The sequence below is a fragment of the Streptomyces sp. Y2F8-2 genome (assembly GCF_014905555.1).
Taxonomy (GTDB): Bacteria; Actinomycetota; Actinomycetes; order Streptomycetales; family Streptomycetaceae; genus Streptomyces; species Streptomyces cynarae.
On the sequence record NZ_BNGS01000006.1, the window covers coordinates 35,490 to 54,802 of the forward strand.

General features: G+C 69.3%; 8 protein-coding genes and 2 pseudogenes. All 10 read right to left on the reverse strand.

Translation table 11 applies throughout. The features are described 5' to 3' along the window. Positions 1 to 2 precede the first annotated feature (2 nt). Complete coding sequence (locus tag SY2F82_RS20760) at positions 3 to 212, reverse strand: DUF397 domain-containing protein (RefSeq protein WP_200420650.1); 210 nt, start codon at positions 210 to 212, stop codon at positions 3 to 5. Between the two features lie 8 nt (positions 213 to 220). Then, positions 221 to 349 (reverse strand): annotated as a pseudogene (locus tag SY2F82_RS39040) (transcriptional regulator); the annotation flags it as partial. A gap of 56 nt (positions 350 to 405) precedes the next feature. Further along, a pseudogene (locus tag SY2F82_RS20765) lies at positions 406 to 831 on the reverse strand (hypothetical protein); the annotation flags it as partial. 2 nt (positions 832 to 833) lie between these two features. Then, positions 834 to 1,946, reverse strand: a complete 1,113-nt coding sequence (locus tag SY2F82_RS20770; RefSeq protein WP_200420652.1) for a hypothetical protein — start codon at positions 1,944 to 1,946, stop codon at positions 834 to 836. A 187-nt stretch (positions 1,947 to 2,133) separates the two neighbouring features. Then, positions 2,134 to 2,709, reverse strand: coding sequence for a suppressor of fused domain protein (locus SY2F82_RS20775; RefSeq protein ID WP_200420653.1), 576 nt, complete (start codon positions 2,707 to 2,709; stop codon positions 2,134 to 2,136). Then, complete coding sequence (locus SY2F82_RS20780; protein ID WP_236041685.1) at positions 2,706 to 13,280, reverse strand: LamG-like jellyroll fold domain-containing protein; 10,575 nt, start codon at positions 13,278 to 13,280, stop codon at positions 2,706 to 2,708. The genes SY2F82_RS20775 and SY2F82_RS20780 overlap by 4 nt, the downstream gene beginning before the upstream one ends. A 293-nt stretch (positions 13,281 to 13,573) precedes the next feature. Continuing rightward, entirely contained in the window at positions 13,574 to 14,194 is a 621-nt protein-coding gene (locus SY2F82_RS20785) for a BMP family ABC transporter substrate-binding protein (RefSeq protein WP_236041688.1), read from the reverse strand. Then, a complete protein-coding gene (locus tag SY2F82_RS20790; RefSeq protein ID WP_200420655.1) occupies positions 14,191 to 14,535 on the reverse strand; it encodes a hypothetical protein in 345 nt (114 codons plus the stop codon). The genes SY2F82_RS20785 and SY2F82_RS20790 overlap by 4 nt, the downstream gene beginning before the upstream one ends. Positions 14,536 to 14,668: 133 nt before the next feature. Further along, on the reverse strand, positions 14,669 to 15,385 hold the full coding sequence (locus SY2F82_RS20795; protein WP_236041746.1) for an HNH endonuclease family protein: 717 nt from the start codon (positions 15,383 to 15,385) through the stop codon (positions 14,669 to 14,671). A 338-nt stretch (positions 15,386 to 15,723) separates the two neighbouring features. Further along, complete coding sequence (gene mfd / locus SY2F82_RS20800) at positions 15,724 to 19,257, reverse strand: transcription-repair coupling factor (RefSeq protein ID WP_200420657.1); 3,534 nt, start codon at positions 19,255 to 19,257, stop codon at positions 15,724 to 15,726. Between the last annotated feature and the right edge of the window lie 56 nt (positions 19,258 to 19,313).

Sequence of the window (19,313 nt, forward strand, 5' to 3'; positions counted from 1 at the left end):
CTTTACCGTTCGGGGGTCGCCTTGAGGGGGGTCGCCTTGAGGGCGCGGAGGAAGGGGGCGAAGGCGGTGGGCGGGAAGGCGAGGGGGGCGCGGGTGGGGGTTTTGGAGTCGCGGACGGCTATGTGAGGGCCGACGTGGGCGATCTCTACGCAGTTGTTGCCGTCGCCTTCGCCGGAGTAGGACGACTTACGCCAGCGGTCGGGGCTGATCACGGGGCGCCTCACAGTTCTTTGGCCAGTCGGTGGATGAAGTCACGCGAGCGGTCGGGTGCGAGTGACACTGCCTCCACCTTACGGAAGCGCGTTCGATAGGCACCGAGTTGTGCCTCGGAATCGACGAAGACGGAGCCAACGCCGCCTCGGACGCGCCGATCGGGACGAGCCACACGACGATGGTCTCGAGGCCGTTCTCCAGGACGACCGACGCGAAGTCGTCGTCGAAGCAGACCGGGAGTGCGGCGTAGAGAGCGGTCATCGTGCCGCCTGGGACGAGCGGCATGGGGAGGGGGACGACGTCGCCGCGCAGGAGGGCCTCCCCGCCGGTCAGGAGACGCCCGGCGATCCACTCCAGGACGCCCGGCAGCGGGCCGGGGTCGTCCCCGGGGGCGGCCCGGCCGCACGCCAGCAGTTCCATGTGCTGGTGCCGGCCGAACACGCGCGACGTCAGCGGGGCCTTGAACAGGCCGATGGTGGCGAAGGCGTGGACGCCCGGGAGGACGCCCCCGCTGAAATACCCGATCCGCGGGGCGCCCTCGGGCGCCCCCTCCTCGGGCGACCATGCGCCGGCCAGGGGGCCGAGGCGGCTTTCGAGGTGGTCGACCAGGGCGGCCATCGTCAGCTTCGCTGTCCGGCCGTCGGCACCGGTGCCGGTGTGCGCCGCTTGCCCGCCTTCACGATCGCCAGGGCGCGGGCGCGGTCGTACATGGCGACGGGGTTCGCGTGGTAGGTCCAGGGCTCTCCGCCGACCCAGGGCTCCAGGAGGCGGAAGTGGTCCAGGGCCTCGGCGCCCTTCCCGGCCAGGGTCAGGGCCGCGGCGAGGCGGTGGCGGACCAGGGGGGCGCGGGGGTCGTCGGCGGGTACGGCGGCCAGCGCGGCGCGGACGGCGTCCAGTTCGGACTTGGGGTGGCGGCCGGCGAGGGGGACCGGGCCTCCGCCCTGGAGGGCGCGTTCGAAGGCGGCCTCCAGAGGGAGGACCGAGAGGAGCGACTGCGGTGGGGCCGAGGCCGCTGCCTCCTGGGCGAAGCGGTGGGCCAGGCGGTCCGAGCCGCACCACTTGGCGCACCAGTACTGGAGGGCGTTGAGGTGGGCGTAGAAGTGGTGGGGGGCGCGGGCGGTCAGCTCGGACCAGAGGCGGCGGAACTCCTCGTGCGGGAGGACGAGGCCGCGGGCCGCGGTGACCAGGGTGACCCAGGGGGACGGGTCGTGGGGGGCGAGGGCGGCGGCTGTCCGTGCTTCTTCGAAGGCCGCCTGGAGCAGCTGCTTGAAGCGGGCCAGGCGGTCGGCGGAGGTGTCCTTGGCGTAGCCCTCGCCGCGGGCGTGCCAGGCGCGGTAGAGCAGGGCCTGGGCGTGGACGGCCGCCGCGTCGGGGTCGTCGGGGCGCTCGGTGCGCCAGGCGTTCAGCCAGGCGTCCTCCTCCGGGGTGATCCGGGCGAGGCAGGTCAGCACGTACCAGCGGCGGTCCCAGTCCTGGCCCGCCGCGGCGAGCAGGGCCGCGCCCGGGCGCCAGTCGCCCTGGCGGGCGGCGAGGGTGGCGTCGGCGAGCTCGGGGGCGATCGGGCCGTACTCCGCGGCGTCCAGCTCCTCGCGCGGCAGCAGGCCGTACGCGGTGACGTCCATGCCGGCCGTGCCGTTGCGGTTGGCGCGGGCCAGGCGGGCGCTGTTCCAGAGGGCCCAGGCGAGGACCGGGAGGCCTATGGCTATGGCGGTGTACTGGAGGAGGGGCGGCATCGGCAGGTGGTGCTTTCGGATCGGTGTGTGAACGGGTACCGAGACGATCATCCCGGGCGGCCGATCACAGAACGCACACGGGTCGGTCACCTTTCAGATAGCAGTGTGGGCGCCCCACCGGATTGATCCGGCGGAGCGCCCACCTTTGTTCACGGATTCCGAGGGATTACTCGGATCAGCCTGATTTTCAGCGGGTGGCCGTCAGGGAGACCGGCTTCCGGTACGGATTCCAGAAATCGACTCCCGCTCGTTCCTGAGCGTCGACCAGCGCACCGATCCCGTGCCGCACGGCGAAGTCCAGCTCCGCGGGGAAAGCGGGAACGAGCATCAGGAATTCCACGTGCCTGCCATCGGCAAGCACCATGCTCGTCATCTCGCCTTCGAAGGGATCCATGACCACGAAGCCGGCGAGTTCGGTCCCCGGCCAGAGCGGTCCCGGCGCCCGGTAGATGTTCTGCGCCGCGAGGGCCTTGCCCGATCGCGCAGCGTAGATCCCCACCTGGGCGATCGACTCGGCGATGTCGTCGCACTCCGGATCGCACGACAGGAAGAACTCCTGCCGGTGCTTTCCGTCAGCGCCCGGCACCGGGACGTCACAGGCACCCGAGGTGCGGTAGAAGGTCAACTCGTCCTCCCCCTCACCTTCGACCCACTTCAGGATCCGGATGTCGTAACCGTCCCGGGTCTGGAACGACGCCTCGCGCAGTGGTTCACCCCACTTGCGGATGAAGAACTCCGCGGGACTCGACGGGAGATCTGTCATGGTGCTCCTCCAAATGGCCAAGAAGTTCCTGCCGGCCACCCTGGGGGCCACCATTGCCCTGGCCCTGTTCCGATGGGTTTGTCCTGCTTGGAAGAATTACACGGCCCGCAGGCGCCGGTCGTGTTCGACGGTCGATTCACTCGAGAGGACCGGGCGTTACGGCTGTTCAGCCAGCCGCCCTTGCTCCAGTCTTCCTTCTGCGGTGTCACGTGCTCGAAGTCCGTAGACCTGCTCTGTCCGCAGTAGGGACACGTGGGCGACTTGTTGATCGCCGCGGTCCGCACGGCACGTGTCGGCCTCTTGTACTTCTTCCTCGCATAGCTCGGCGGTTCGATGTCCTGGACACCACCGACCGCGCAGGCCTCGCCGACCTCGCCGATGGCTCCATTGTTGTTGTGGACGAGGATCGCCTCGGTCCCGGCCACGACATAGTACGTGTGCAGGCCGTCGATGCTCAGGTCGTAGGTCACGCGCTGCGCCGTGTACGACCTGACCTCGATGATCCCGCTCGTGGAACCGTCGTCGGTCTGGAGCTTCTGGCCGGCCTTGAGGTCGCCCGCCTGGGTCCAGGAGTTGCGGCTGACCTCGTAGAACTGGTGGTGCTTGGTGGTCTGGATCGTCTTCGGACCCGACTTGGTGGCCACGACGACATCGACGTAGTCACGGTCGGTCTTGGTGACGATCACCTCCTTGACCTTGTGTTTCTCCTGCTCCTTCTTGCCGGGCTCGGCCGTCAGGACCCAGTCGCCGGCCTTGATCTCGGAGATCGGCTTGACCGTGCCGTTGGCCATCAGCACACCGGTCAGGCCGGTGAAGCTGTGCGGAGTCCTCCGGCAGCCGCCGCCGGACGACTCCCCGTCCGCCTCGCGCGACTTGCCCTTCGGACCGTACTTGCTGGCTGCCGCACCGAAGACACCACCGGTCACGGCACCCACGGCCGTGGCCTTGGCCGCGCCGGAGACGCTGCAGCCTTCCTCACTCGCGGCACAGGAGACGCCATAGCCGACCGCGCCTTCCGCAGCACCGCCCGCAGCGCCCATGGCCGCGCCCTGGACCACCTTGCCGCCGACACCGGCGAGCAGGCGGCCCACGGCGCCGGAGGCCGCACCGCCGGCCGCGCCACCGAGAGCACCGGTGACACCGCCGATCGCGACCGCGCCGAGGAAGCCGCCGACGGACTTGGGTCCGTCGCTCATCATGTAGCCGACGCCGTTGGCCGCGGCGCCCGCGAGGGCCGCGCAGCCGATCGCACCGGCACCGGCCGTGGCCGCCGTACAGCCCGCGAAGACCACGACACCGACCGCCACCGAGGCGATGGTCGCGGCGTGCTGCTTCACGAAGTGGGCTGTGGCCTTGGCCGCCTTCTTGAGGCCTCTGCCGATCTTCTTGACGGCCTTCTTGGCCGCCTTGACCGCCTTGCTGGCTACATGTTTGACCGCCTTGGCGACCTTGCGGATGGTCTTCTTGACGTGCTGTACGACCTTATGGACGTACTTCTTTACTCGTTTGTATGTTCGTTTGACGTATCTCTTGATCTTTTTGACGCTGTCGTGCACATAGTGCACGGCCTTCCGGACCGCCCGGCGGGCCTTCCGGACCACATTCTTGGCCGCCTTCTTGATCTTCTTGGCGGCCTTGCGGACGACCTTGGCCGCCTTCTTGACGGCGTGCTTGGCCTTCTTCCAGGCCGACTTGGCGACCTTCTTGACCTTCTTGGTGACCTTCTTGATGGCCTTCTTGATGAAGCCGAACCAGTGCCCCGTCGGGTCGGTGCCCGTCATCGGGTTGTCGTTGGCGTACGCGTACTGGTTGGCGTTCACCGAGTCCGGCAGCGGCTCGTTGCTCACCGTGTCCCGGCTGTTGAACTGGCCGGTCTGTGGCGAGTACCAGCGCGCGGCCATGTTGACCTTGGCCGTCTGCGGGTCGGTCCACCCGGACTGGTAGCCCAGGTTGCCCACCATGCCGGACGAGGACGACGTTTTGCCGAACGGCGTGTACGTCGCCGAACCGGTCAGCGCCTCCGCCGAGTCGGTGAACTGGGCCACGACGTCGTCGTGGACGTCCGTCATGACCAGGGCCGACGACACACCCGTCTTCACGCCCAGCAGAGAGCCGTCGGCGTCGCGGCTGTAGGACGCGTAACCGTCCGAGGCGACGTCGTTGCCGATACCGCTGTACTTGAAGGAGAAGACGTCGGCGCCGGTACCGTCCTTGGCGCTCAGGACACGGTCCAGACCGTCGTAGACGTACGTCCGTTCACCCTCGTTGATCACCCGGTTGAAGGCGTCGGCCTTGAGCAGGGTCTGTATCCCGCCCTCGTCCGTGATCGTCTTCAGCGTGCCGCGCGCGGTGTACGTGTACGAGTTGTGCCCGTCCGACGTGAGCCGGTTGCGGGCGTCGTACGTGTACGTGTCGCCGCCGACGCGGGTGCGGTTACCCGAGGCGTCGTAGCCGTAGGACTCCGTCGTCGTGCCGTTGTTCCACGACGTGAGGCGGTTCGCCCAGTCGTAGGTGTACGTGTTCGACGAGGCGCCGCTGACCCCTGTCGTCGTCTTCGACGTCAGGTTGTCGTTCTCGTCCCAGCCATAGGCGATGTTGGCGAGGACCTTGCCGGTCGGCGAGGTCAGCTTGTCGTTGGTGATGCGCTCCAGGGAGTCGTAGGAGAACTCACGCTTCGACTTGCCGGTGCCGTAGTCGACCTGCTTGACGTTGTTGTTGACGTCGTAGGTGTAGGTCAGCGCGGAGCCGGTGGCCCCGTCGTTGACCGTCTTCAGCCGGCCGGCCGTGTCGTACCCGTAGGTCGTCGTGCCGGAGGCGTCCGTGCGGGAGGTCAGCTCACCGTCGCCGTTGTAGGCGAAGGACGAGCCGCCCGACGGGCCGGACGTCGACAGCAGCAGACCGCGGTCGTCGTAGCTGAAGGTGTTCAGGTCGGTGCCCGCACCCGCGACGGCCGTGATGTTGTCGTCCGAGTCGTACGCGTAGGTGTGGTCGACCGTGGCGGCCTCCGCACCCGTACCGGTGGTCTTCGTCAGCCGGTTCTTGGCGTCGTACTCGTTGGTGACGACCACACCGCCCGGGGAGCGCTGCTCCTTCACCCGGCCGTTGGCGTCGTACACCGTGGTGAAGGTGCGGTCAGCCGGGTCGGGGTGGGCCGGGGTGGACGGCTCGATCAGAGACTCGGGCAGCCCCCAGGTGTTGTAGGTGGTGATGAACGGGTTGCCACGGCCGTCGGTGAAGCGCGTGCGGTTGCCCGCCGCGTCGTAACCGTAGGTCGTGGTGATCGACTCGGTCGCCGAGACCGGCTCGACCGCCTTGGTGACCAGGCCCGAGGGGTCCACGGTGAACGTGGTCGTGTGGCCGCGGGCGTCGGTCACCGACAGCGGGTTGCCCGCCCGGTCGTAGGTGGAGCGGCTGGTGCGCAGCACGTTGCCGAGCGCGTCCAGGTCCTGGGTGGTGACCAGGTTCCCGAACCCGTCGTAGGTGTTCTTCGTGCTGGTACCGTCCGGGTCCTTGGCGACCAGGACGTCGCCGTCCATGTTGTACGTGTACGACGACACGTTGCCCGCCGGGTCGGTCACCTCGGTGACCTCGCCGAGCGCGTTGTATGTGTACGACGTGCTCACACCCGTCGGGCTGGTCTCCCGGGAGAGGTCGCCGCCGGGCGCGTTGTACTCGTTGATCGCCGTGTAGGCCCGCTGCGTCGGCTGGCGCACGATGTCCGTGCTGGTCAGCTCGTTGCCGAGGTAGTCCCAGGTGGACTCCTCACGGGCGCCGTTCGGGCGGGTCGTCGAGAGCAGGTCGCCGTTGGTGTCGTAGACGTACGTCGTCTTGTCGCCACCCGGTTCCGTGACCGAGGCCACGTCGCCGAGCTGCGTGTACGAGTACGTCGTCCGGTTGCCCAGCGCGTCGACCTCGGCCGAGACCTGTCCCAGGTCGTTGTACTCGTTCCAGGACGTGGCCGTGATCGGCGTCGAGGACCCCGGCGGGGTGTAGTTCGGCAGCCTGGTCGAGGTCTCCTGGCCCTCGGCGTCGTAGGCGGTGACCGTGACGTTGCCGTTGGCGTCCGAGGTCTCGGTCACCTCGCCGAACGTGTTGTAGCCCGTCATGGTGACCGGGCGAACGGCCGTGGCCGTGCCACCGTTCGACTCGGCGTTCACAACCGGCTCGGTGATCGTGGTCTGCTGGGCAGCCTCGTCGTACCCGTAGTCGGTGACGCTGCCGTTCTCGTCGGTCATCGACAGCGGCAGACCCCGCTGGTCCAGCTGGTACGTGGTGGTGTGCACCGCGCTGCCGGCCGCCGGAAGCGTGCCGTTGTACACCGACGACACCTGCGAGCCGGTCAGTGCCTCACTGTAGACCTGGACGTCGGCGATCGAGCCGTTGGCGTTCTCGGCGTACGTCCCGTTGTAGAGCCGTCGTCCGATCTGCAGCGGGCCGGTGGCCTCCCAGGGAGAGGTGAAGGCGGTCGTGGTCCCGGACTGGGAGCCGTTGACGTACAGCTTCAGCGACGCGGTGGCCTGGTCGTAGACACCGGTGAGGTGGGTCCAGGTGCCGGGCGTCACCGCGGACGTGCCGGAGTAGGTCCGGATGGTCGCGGCACCCGTGGTGTCGGTGGCGTGCCGGTTGAACGTCCAGCCGTACGTCGTCGAGTAGTACAGCTGGAAGCCGCTGGCCACCTTGCCGTCCTGGCCGAGGAAGGTGCTGTTCGCGCTCGTGGAGGCGAGCTTGACCCACGCCGAGACGGTGAAGCTGCCGCTGGTGTTGACCGCCGGGCCGTCCGCCTGGCCGTAGGCGTTGGCGGTGCCGTTGAAGACGGCCGAGCCGCCCTTCTCGGTGGAGCGGGTGACGGCGCTGCCCAGCGTCACCTTGCGGTTGCCGCCGGAGGAGTCGCCGACCGAGTAACCCGTGGTCTCGTCGAGCTTGTAGCGGGCCACGGGGGCCGTGGTCCCGTCGTGCTCGACGGTGCCCTTGACGTTGCCCAGGTCGTCGTAGAGCGAATCCGTCGTCGCGACGTCACCCGTCGCCGGATCCGTCTCCGTCTCGCTGACCACATTGTCGTCGGGGTCGTAGGAGACCTTCGTGGTCCGGTTGGCCCCCGTCGGGTCCAGAACCGACGACGTGACCCGGTCGTCCGCGTCCACGGTGAACGTGTTCGTGGTGCGGCCGTCGTTGGTCACCTGCTTGATCAGGTTCCCGGCCATGTCGTACGTGTTGGACTCCTCGACGAACTGCTTGCCGTTCGCCGGGTCCTTCCGGGTGACGCTGGCCGTGAGGCCGTCGTCGGTGTAGGTGTACGCCGTCACCCAGCCCATCGCGTCGGTGATGGACGCGAGGCGGCCGGCCGGGTCGTAGGCCCGGGACTCCTGCACCAGCGTGGTCGGCGACGACGGGTTGTTCGGGTCGCCGGTGTAGTTGAGCAGGTTCGTCGTGAGCGGGCGGCCTTCGCCGTCGAAGGTGTAGGTGTTGACGTTCCCCGCGGGGTCGGTCTCCTTCACCTTGTTGCCGTAGACGTCGTACTCGAACGACGTGGTGTCGCCGCCCGGGTCCGTGCGCGTGGCGAGACGGTTGTAGGCGTCGTACGTCATCGACGTCGTCCGCGAGGCGTCGCCGCCGGTGAGGTCGGCGACGGTCTGCGAGGTGACGTCTCCGTCGTAGTCGTAGACGGTCGTCGTCTTCGCCTGGTGCACCGCGCCGGTGACGCGGTTGGTGACCGCCGGGGCGGTCTCCGTGGTCACCTGGTCGTTCTTGTCGTACGTCCAGGTGGTGGTCAGGCCGTTCGGCTGGGAGTCGGATATCTCCTTCTGGGAGACCTTACGGCCCAGGTTGTCGTACGTGTACGTCACCTTGGCGCCGTTGGCGTCCGTGACCGAGGCCAGGTCGCCGTTGGCGTAGTAGACGTTCTTCGTCGTCTTGCCGCCCGGCGTGGTGACCGTGTCGACCAGACCCGCGGGGGCCACCGCCGTACCGCCCTCGGCCGCGGGGGTCGTGGACGTGGTGTAGGTGGTGGTGGCGGTGCGGCCGTTGGGGTGGCCGGGCACCGGCGGGGTGGTCACCGACAGCAGGTTGCCGCCGGTGTCGTAGGTGTAGCTGGTCAGGTACGTGTTGTCCGTCGCGGACGCCGAACGCGCGTCCCGCTCGGTGAGGAGCAGGTCGTTGCGCGGGTCCATCGGCGGGAACGCGGTGGTCGCGTCGGGGTAGTAGGTGTAGTACTCCGTCGCGCACTTGTTCGCCGCCGTGTCCTGGCAGTCGGTCTGCGAGACCGTGTTGCCGCGCACGTCGTGACCGGTGATGCTGCGGTTGCCGTTGGCGTCCGTCACGGTGTGCAGGAAGCCGCCCGTGTCGTAGCCGTACGTCGTCCGCTTGCCCTCGGTGTCGATCGCGGCGAGCAGGCGGTCGCCCATCTCCGCGTCGTACACGTACGTCAGCGTCTTGTTCGTCGGGTCGGTCAACTGGACCGTCTTGACCGGCGCGATGCCGGAGGACGCCTTGTACGCCGACCAGTGCCGGTCGACCTCGTCCTCGCCGAGCGCGTGGTCATAGGCCGCGACCTCGGCGACGGAACCGGTGAAGTAGCTGACGTCACCGGGCGACTGGTACCAGTTCTTGCCGTAGCCCGCGCCGATGAAGGTGCGGGTGTTCGACTGGTCGGCCGGTGCTCCGGTGAAGTCGGCCACCTTGGCGCCGTCGAGGTACATCGTCTGGGTCGTGCCCGAGGAGGACAGGACCGCGTGGTGCCACTGGTTGTCGGTGACCGTGCCGGTGGTGCCGAAGGCCGTGCCGCCGGTGCCGGCGGTGGTCCACCAGTGACCGTGCAGCTTGTTGTCGGCGCCCACGTACAGCAGCGGGTTCCAGGTGCCGCTCGGCGTGGTGCCGGTCGGTGCCGTCGACTGGTCCGAGAGGATCACGCCGGGCTTCGCCGTCTTGAACCACAGTTCGACCGCGCGGTTCGCGGAGGAGTGCCACGGGGTGAACGGGATCTCCGCGTAGGAGGAGGTGCCGTTGAAGGACACCGCCGTCACGTCACCCGTGCCGAACGGACCCGCCACACCCTGCGTGACGGTGTTGTACGTGCCGAAGCCGGTGTGGATCTCGTTGGCCGCCTGCGCGGCGCCGCCCGTGTCGGACAGCCTCCAGTAGCCGGAGGGGGCGGAGCCCATCACGGCGGAGCGGTAGACCTGCGAGGAACCGGTGATGGTCGGCGGGTTCAGCTTCCAGGTGCCGCCGTCGCCGTCCGTGGCCTGCGTGACCAGGTCGTCGGTGGGACCGTAGGTGATGGCCGCCTGCGTCTTGCCGCCCGGCGTGGTGATCTTGCTGAGCAGACCGGCGGACCGCTTGGCGGCCTGGTACTGCGCGGTGATCACCGACGGGTCGAGCGGCTCGGAGTAGATGGCGACCTCGGCCATCTGACCGGTGTAGTGCCCGAGCTGGTCGTTCGGGTTCATCGCCGGCCAGCCCTGGGTGTTCACACCCGCGCCGAGCGAGATGTACGGCTGGTTCCAGTCGTTGATCGTGCCCGACAGGGAGCCCTGGGCGACACCGTCCAGGTAGAGCGTCTGGCTGGTGGCCTGACCGGTGAGGACCGCGTTGTGCCACTGGCCGTCGGTGACGGTGGCGGTGGACACGATGTTGGGGCTGCAGCTGGGCGACATGGCCAGGCAGCCGCGCAGCTTGCCGTCGGTGCCGACGTACACCGCGGGGGTGTTCTTCGTCGTGTTGGCCACCGGGTTGGCGTCGCTCAGCGGCTTGTCGCCGTAGTAGAAGAGCACGCCGCCGGCCGTGGTCGTCTTGAACCACAGCGAGACCGACGTGTACGACGGCGTCGCACCCGGCGCGGACGGCATCTCCACGTAGGAGGTGGTGCCGTTGAACGTGGCCGTGGTCTGCGTCGAGCCCGCGAGGACCGACGAGCTGCCCAGGGTCACGTTGTGGTACAGGCCGTTGTAGCGGCCCTGGTTCAGGTCGACCGTGTCCTTGGCGACGGTCGCCCCGGCCGCCTCGCCGAGCCGCCAGTACGCGTACGGGTCGGCGTCCAGCACCGTGGTGCGGTAGTGGTTGCCGGTGACGTACGAGTACGACGTGCAGTGCGTCCAGTCGGCGGGCGGGCAGACCTTGGTCAGCTGGTCGCCGCTGTAGCTGTACTGCCACGTCTGCGCGGTGTTGGAGTCACCCGCGGTGGACGGGTCGGTGGCCACGGTCGCGACGTGCGCGGTGGTGGCACCGGCCGGGGTCTGCCACGCCAGCGTCAGGGAGCGCTTGGACGTGTCGTTGGTGATCTTTGTGAGCTGCTTGGACGTGTTGTACGTGAACGTCTCGGTGCGGCCCGCGTAGTCCTTGATGCTGGAGATGGCGTAGGTGCCGGCCTTCGCGGTCGCCTGCTTGAAGGCGTACTCCGTGAAGTCCTTGTCCGTCAGCGTGTAGCCGCCGGTCACCGACTGGAGGCGGGCGTAGCGGCCCAGCGGGGGCTGAAACGTTCCGTCGCTGTTGCGGCCGAAGGCGACCTGCTCGCCGCCCGGGTAGGTGACGATGACGCTGGTGACCGCGCCCGCCGGGTCCTTGACCTCGGCGGCCTTCATGTCGACGACCGTCGACCAGCCGGCGCCGAAGGCGCTGTCGATACGCGGGTCGATGCTGTTGTACGACCGCTCGATCTCCAGCGAGGGGCCGACCACCTCGACGTCCGCGTCACTGTCGTCGGTGGTGTAGTTCGCCTCGGACGGGTCGAACTCGTGGCCGTCGTTGTTCTGGGCCAGGCCCGAGGTCACCGGCGGCTGCGGCACCGCGGTGGTGAAGCGGCTGGAGTAGGTCACCTCCTCGTAGCCGTCGGTCACACCCACGTACCAGGTGTAGTTCTTCGACCAGGTCAGCTTGCCCGCGGGGATCTTCCAGCTGCTCTTGGTGAGGTTGCCGGAGGTGACCACCGGGGTGGTGCTGCCGGAGTCGGCGTCGTACACCTCGAAGCTGTAGGTCAGGCTCGCGTTCGGCCACTTGTCGGCGTCGCTCGCGTAGACCAGCAGCTCCGGCTGGAGGGTGTTGGCCTGGAAGTTCTCCGGCGGGTACTGGGCGTTGACCTGCGGCGCGGTGTTCGGCGCGTAGGTCAGGTCCAGCGAGGGCCGCCAGGCGGCGGTGGCCGAGTCGTCGGAGTGGAACTTCTTCCAGTGCAGGCCGTCGCCGGTCGGCGCGGCCATGGCCAGGCCGTAGTTGGCACCGCCGGTGGCGACCTGCGTGAACCACGAGGTCGACAGCGTCACCGGCATCTTCACGCCGACACTGGCGCTGCCGGAGCTGTTGGTGCAGGAGGCGCCCGGGTCGGGGGTGGTGGTGCCGATGGCGGAGCCGTAGGACGGACCGGGGTAGGTGGTGGTCGTCGACGGCGACCACGACTGGGTCACCGGGTAGACCGAGAAGGCCTCCGGCGTGCAGGTCGAGGACCACAGCGCCCAGACGTTCAGCTGGGCGGCGGACACCTTCTGGCCCGCCAGCGTCGTCCCCAGGTTGGAGAACTGCAGGAACGAGTTGGCCTTGGTGGTGCCGCTGTCGTAGGAACCGACCTTGATCTGCGTCTCGGCGGAGCGGTTGGCGGCGTAGTCGGTCTGGACGTACGTCGCCTCGCTCGCGAGGACCGTGGTCGGGTCGACGGTGACCGGGTAGACCCGCTCGGGGTCGTCCAGCCAGGACCGGTCCGCGGTCATCCGCAGCGCCGGCTCGCCGTCCACCGTGGTCAGCTCGTACGAGACCTTCGCGGAGCGCGCGCCCTCACCGGAGCGCCGGTCTATGTTGGCGTCCTCCATGTAGGCGTGCGGGACGGTGGCGGCGACCTTGCCGTCGGCGCCCACGAAATCCACGTCGCCGTTCTCGGCCAGGCGCGGGGTCAGGCCCTGGGCGTCCAGCTTGAAGACCCAGGAGTTGGCGGCGTCCGGCGAGCGCAGGACGACGTTCTCCTTGAAGCCGTCGGCGATCGGGACGAGCTGGACGTCCGTGTCGGGCAGCACGCCGTTGTAGACGACTGTGCCGTCGGTGCCCTTGGTCGCGGCCACCTTGGCCGCGCCGTTCAGCTCGTAGGCGAGGGCACGGCCGGAGCCGAGGCCGACGGAGGCCAGCTCGTCGTCGGCCGCGTTCGGGGCGAAGTCGACGTCGAGGGAGTTGGCCTTCTGCGCGAAGCGGCCCTCCTCGTCCTTGACGAGGCGGGTGTCGATCGGCTGCCAGGTGCCGTCGGCCGCCTTGAAGTTGGTGCGGCCGCTGTAGTGACGGATCGTCGTGGAGCCGTCCTCGTTGACGTAGTAGTCCGAGGTCTCCGTCGACTTCTTCGCGTCGCGCTTGCTGGTGGCCGGGTCGAAGCTCTTGCCGTTGCCCCGGGCGGGGCCGGTCGTGGCCTGCTCCGGCTTGTCCACGGGGCGCTGGTAGGCGTCGAGCTCGCCCTTGCCCTTGCCGGGCGCGCGGCCGACGCCGCGGTCGGCGTCGGTGGCGTCGGCGGAGGCGTGGTGGCTCTTGCCGCGGGCGGTGCCGCCCTCCTGATCCGGGGTGTCCGGATCGTCCGGCTCGCTCACCCACTTCCAGAGACCCGACAGGGACATCTCGGGCATTTTCGGTGCCGAAAGGGTGGCACCGGTGGCTTCTGCCGTCTCTGTGGTGAGCATGAACGACAGGGACACAAGGACAGAAAGTGCGGTAGCCCTCGCTCTACGCCGTCCGGAACCACCCGGAGGGTACAAGCGAGGGCTACGCACCCAGCGAACACGCATGGGCAAGCCTTTACTCACGAGCCGACAAAAGCTTCGCAAGTTTGCCCCAAGAACGTGCAAAGACTCCAGACGAGATCGACAACGTTAGCCGATCTTTACCGAAGAGCCGGAACCCCGGGAGCAGTTCACGCGTTAGATGACCTCACGGCCTGTCTGATCGCCCGCGCCACCGCCTCCTTGAGACCTTCGTCCGGCTTCGCGACGGTCACGTTCCCGGCCGTCTCCGCTTTCGCCGCCGACGCGTCGTCGACCAGGACGAAGCGCACCGCGGCGTTCTTCGCGGCGGCAGCCCGCGTGACCTGGACCTGCGGTGCGCCGACCGCCACCACGACATCGCACTGACGCTGGATCAGGCTGTTGAAGAACGGCTGGACGTTGCCCACCGACTGCGGCCCTGTGACCGGCACATAGGTGACCCGGGCCAGCGTGTCCCGGGATGCCTGCTGCATGCCCTCCCACGCCGAGGCGGCGAGCGTGCCCCGCGTGATGCCCTTGTCCCCCGTCAGCATGCACGCGTCGAAGTCCCGGTACTGGCGCGCCCGCGGATCAGGGGGCGCGGCCCGCTCCTCCCCGGCGAACAGCCAGGCGCCCACCAGCCCCAGCACGACGACGGCCGCACCGCCGGCCACCCAGGCCCCACGGCCCCGCAGCGCGCCGGCCGCCGCCGCCAACGCGCGGACCACCGGAGCCCCGCGCGTGGATCGGGCCTTCTTCTTGCCGACCCGCCAGCCACGCCGGGTCTTCATCGGGCGTCTCCGCCCGACGGCCTGACGAACAGGCAGTGCAGCGCCGCTCCGAGCGTGGAGGCGAACAGCAGCAGGATGTCGGCGGCGTACTGCGGGCCGTGGGTGTCCACCGGGGTGAGGACGGCCTCGAACAGCCATGCCACGTTCACCGCGGTGAAGACCACCGCCGCCAGCCAGTCGGCGCGCGTGCCCCGCCGGAAGGCCAGCACAAGCGAGGGCACGGCACCCAGCATTCCCAGACTCAACAGGGGGACGGCCGCCAGAGCCGCCCGGGACAGCAGTCCGGGCACGGTGCCTGTCACCGCTTCAGTCGCGCGCGCGGCGACAATGTCGTGCTTCACGGCCGTTTACCTTCGCCTCTCAGGAACGCCTACATAGAGGTCCGTACATATACACGAATATGTACGGGACGCCGTAGGCTACCTCCCCGGCCGGACGATGCCGACGGGGGAAGTCGCCCGCGAGGCCACCGCCTCAGCCGCCGCACTGCCGCAGCATCATCTGCTTGTCGGCCGCCGTCACGGGAAGGTCGTACTTCAGCGACACCTGGGCGAAGCGGACCGAGTAGGCGCAGCGGATCTGTGTGTTCGGGGGCAGCCAGGTCGCCGGCCCGGAGTCGCCCTTCGCGCCATTGGTCGGCCCGTCCACCGGGATCAGGTTCAGCGGGTCGTTGGCGATGTCCTCCCGTTTGTCCTTCGACCAGCGCGAGGCACCCATCTGCCAGTCGTACGACAGCGGCATGACATGGTCGATCTGGACCGTCGCCGCACGGGACTTGGTCCACTCGATCGTCTTCCCGGTGTACGGGTCGTGCAGCGTCATGGAGGTGACGACGCAGTCCGAGCCCGCCCGGAAGCGGACCTTCTCGCCGTCGCGCTTCAGGAGATCGTTGCGCGAGTCACACCCGTTGTGGGAAAAGGGGATGCCGCCCGGGGCCGAGTCGGTCCAGGCGTAGCCGAACTTGTCCCGCTCGTAGCCCGTCTTCGGTCCGCGGCCCTTCGTCGCCACTTTCTCGATCAGCGACCGGGCCTTCGCCTTGTCCGCGCTCGAAGTGACGGCTGCCAGGCCCGGCTTCGTCCCGTCGGGGTTGTCCAGCGGGTTCACCGCCCGGCCGTAGGCGGCCGTCGGAACGGCGGAACCGGAGGGTCCGCCGTCCACGGGCGGGGCGACGCCCTTGCACCCGGTCACCATCGATCCGGTGGCCAGCAGCGCGGCGGATGCCAGCAGGACGCGCCGCCATCCGCCACGGTGCCCGACGTGCCGCTCAGTACGCATTGCGCGATGCCCTCCCCTTGCCTGTACCGCCCGCGCCGGGCCGTTCTCCCGGTCTCACGGTAGCCGTCAAGGGGTTATGTCCCTCACATCGCCTCCGTCATGCGTACGAGAACCGCCCCGCTCACGCGCCGCGACCCGATACGACCGCTCCGACCAACTAGGCCCGATTAGGGCCCACTAGGTCCCCATCCGGGCCGCTCAGGGCCGGATGGGGCCGGATGGGGTCGCTAGGACCCGCTAGCCCGCTAGGCCCGCTACGACCCCAGGATCGACGTCAGGAACTCCCCGACCCAACCCAGCAACTCCCGTCCGACCAGCGGCTTTCCGCCGACCTTCGCCGTCTTGGGGCGGGGGACCAGGACCTGGTGGACGGCCGGCTTGACGATGGTTCCGGGGTACAGGCGCTTGAGCCGCAGCTCCTGGGACTCCCTCAGTTCGACCGGGGCGAAGCGGATGTTGGTGCCCTGAAGGACGATCTCGCCGACACCGCAGGCGCGGGCGAGCATGCGCAGGCCCGCCACCAGGAGGAGGTTCTCGACGGGCTCCGGCAGCTTGCCGTAGCGGTCGACGAGTTCCTCGCGGACGGCCTTGATGTCCTCCTCCGAGTTCACGGAGGCGATCGCGCGGTAGGCCTGGAGGCGCAGCCGCTCGCCGGGCGCGTAGTCGTGCGGGACGTGGGCGTCGACGGGCAGCTCGATCTTGACCTCGAGCGGCGCCTCTTCCTCGATCTCGCCGGTCTCCAGCTGGCGCCGGTAGTCCGCGACCGCCTCGCCGACCATCCGCACGTACAGGTCGAAGCCGACGCCCGCGATGTGGCCGGACTGCTCGCCGCCGAGCAGGTTGCCCGCGCCGCGGATCTCCAGGTCCTTCATCGCCACGTACATGCCCGCACCCATCTCCGTGTGCTGGGCGATGGTCGCCAGCCGCTCGTGGGCGGTCTCCGTCAGCGGCTTCTCCGGCGGGTAGAGGAAGTACGCGTAGCCGCGCTCCCGGCCACGGCCGACGCGGCCGCGCAACTGGTGCAGCTGGGACAGGCCGAAGGTGTCGCCGCGCTCCACGATCAGCGTGTTCGCGTTGGAGATGTCGATGCCCGACTCGACGATCGTCGTGGAGACCAGCACGTCGAACTTCTTCTCCCAGAAGTCGACGACGACCTGCTCCAGTGCCTGCTCCGACATCTGGCCGTGCGCCGTGGCGATCCGCGCCTCCGGGACGATCTCGCGCAGCCGCGCCGCCGCCCGGTCGATCGACTCCACCCGGTTGTGGATGTAGAAGACCTGGCCCTCGCGCAGCAGCTCACGGCGGATCGCGGCGCCGATCTGCTTCTCCTCGTACGGCCCGACGAAGGTCAGCACCGGGTGCCGCTCCTCCGGCGGGGTGGTGATCGTGGACATCTCACGGATGCCCGTCACCGCCATCTCCAGGGTCCTCGGGATCGGCGTCGCGGACATCGTCAGCACGTCGACGTTCGCACGCAGCTTCTTCAGCTGCTCCTTGTGCTCGACGCCGAAGCGCTGCTCCTCGTCGACGATGACCAGACCGAGGTCCTTGAACTTGGTCTCCGACGAGAACAGGCGGTGCGTGCCGATGACGACGTCCACCGAGCCCTCGCGCAGCCCCTCCAGGACCGCCTTGGCCTCCGTGTCCGTCTGGAAACGCGACAGCGCCCTCACGTTCACCGGGAACTGCGAGTAGCGGTCGGAGAACGTCCCGAAGTGCTGCTGCACCAGCAGCGTCGTCGGTACGAGGACGGCGACCTGCTTGCCGTCCTGGACCGCCTTGAACGCGGCCCGCACCGCGATCTCCGTCTTGCCGTAGCCGACGTCGCCGCAGATCAGGCGGTCCATCGGGACCGACTTCTCCATGTCCTCCTTGACCTCGGCGATCGTGGTCAGCTGGTCCGGGGTCTCCGCGTACGGGAACGCGTCCTCCAGCTCCCGCTGCCAGGGGGTGTCCGTGCCGAAGGCGTGGCCGGGGGCCGCCATGCGCGCGGAGTACAGCTTGATGAGATCGGCGGCGATCTCCTTGACGGCCTTCTTCGCGCGCGCCTTCGTCTTGGTCCAGTCGGCGCCGCCCAGGCGGTGCAGGGTCGGGGCCTCGCCGCCGACGTACTTGGTGATCTGCTCCAGCTGGTCGGTCGGGATGTAGAGGCGGTCGCCGGGCTGGCCGCGCTTGGCGGGGGCGTACTCCACCACCAGGTACTCGCGGGTGGCGCCCTGGACCGTGCGCTGCACCATCTCGATGTAGCGGCCCACGCCGTGCTGCTCGTGGACGATGTAGTCGCCGGACTCCAGGGTGAGCGGGTCGATCGTCTTGCGGCGGCGGGCCGGCATCCGGGTGCCGTCGCGGCCGGCCGCCCGCTGGCCGGACAGGTCGGTCTCCGTGAGCACGGCCAGTTTGAGGGCCGGGTCGACGAAGCCGTACTCGATCGAGCCGCACGCCACGTGCACGACCGACGGGGACAGCGCCCCGAGGTCGGCGTCGAGGCGGGCCGCGATGCCTTCGTTGCCCAGCACCTCCACGGTGCGGGACGCCGGGCCGTGGGCCTCGGTGACGTACACGGTGCGCCAGCCGTCGGCGAGCCAGCCCTTGGTGTCGGCGAGCGCCTTGGCGGTGTCGCCACGGTAGGTCTCGGGCGCGTGCATGCCGAGCGTGAGGGTGTCCGCGTCGAGGTCGGCGTCCGCGGCGAACGGGGACACCGACCACCACATCATGCCCAGCTCGCCGGCCCGGTCCCGGACGTCCGCGAGGGACCACAGGGAGGCGGCGCCGACGTCGATGGGTGCCTCTCCGCCGCCGGCCGTGGCCGCCCAGGACGCCTGCAGGAACTCCTGCGACGTGGCCACCAGGTCCGCGGCGCGCGTGCGCACCCGCTCCGGGTCGCACACGACGGCCATGGCGCCCGCGGGCATGACGTCGAGCAGCAGCTCCATGTCGTCGACGAGGACGGGCGCGAGGGACTCCATGCCCTCCACGGCGATCCCCTCGGCGAGCTTGCCGAGCAGTTCGCCCAGCTCCGGGTGGTCCTCGGCGAGGGCGGCGGCGCGCTGCCGCACGTCGTCGGTGAGCAGCAGCTCGCGGCAGGGCGGTGCCCACAGGCCGTGCTCGGCGACCTCCAGGGAGCGCTGGTCGGCGACCTTGAAGTAGCGGATCTCCTCGACGTCGTCGCCCCAGAACTCGATGCGCAGGGGGTGTTCCTCGGTGGGCGGGAAGACGTCCAGGATGCCGCCGCGCACGGCGAACTCGCCGCGCTTCTCCACCAGCTCCACGCGGGAGTACGCGGCGGCGGCGAGGGCGTCCACGACGTCGTTCAGGTCGGCGCTCTGGCCGGTTCTCAAGGACACCGGTTCCAGGTCGCCGAGGCCTTTGACCTGGGGCTGGAGCACGGAACGCACGGGGGCGACGACGACGGAGACCGGGCCGGTCTCGGGGTCGTCGGAGCTCGGGTGGGCGAGCCGTCTCAGGACGGCGAGGCGGCGGCCGACGGTGTCGCTGCGGGGGCTGAGGCGCTCGTGCGGGAGGGTCTCCCAGGACGGGTACTCCACGACGCCGTCGGGCGGCAGCAGGGAGCGCAGCGCGGCGGCGAGGTCCTCGGCCTCGCGGCCGGTCGCGGTCACGGCGAGGACGGGCCTGCCCGCGTCGCGGGCGAGTGCGGCCACGGTGAAGGGGCGTGCCGCCGGGGGGCCGACGAGGTCGACGTGCATACGGTTGCCGTCGGTCGCGGCCTTGACCGCTTCCGCGAGTGCGGCGTCCTTGACTACGGCGTCGAGCAGACCGTGCAGGCTCATGGAGGGGCATCCGTCCCGGGGTGGGCAACACGAACACCCGGCCGCGAGATTTTCTG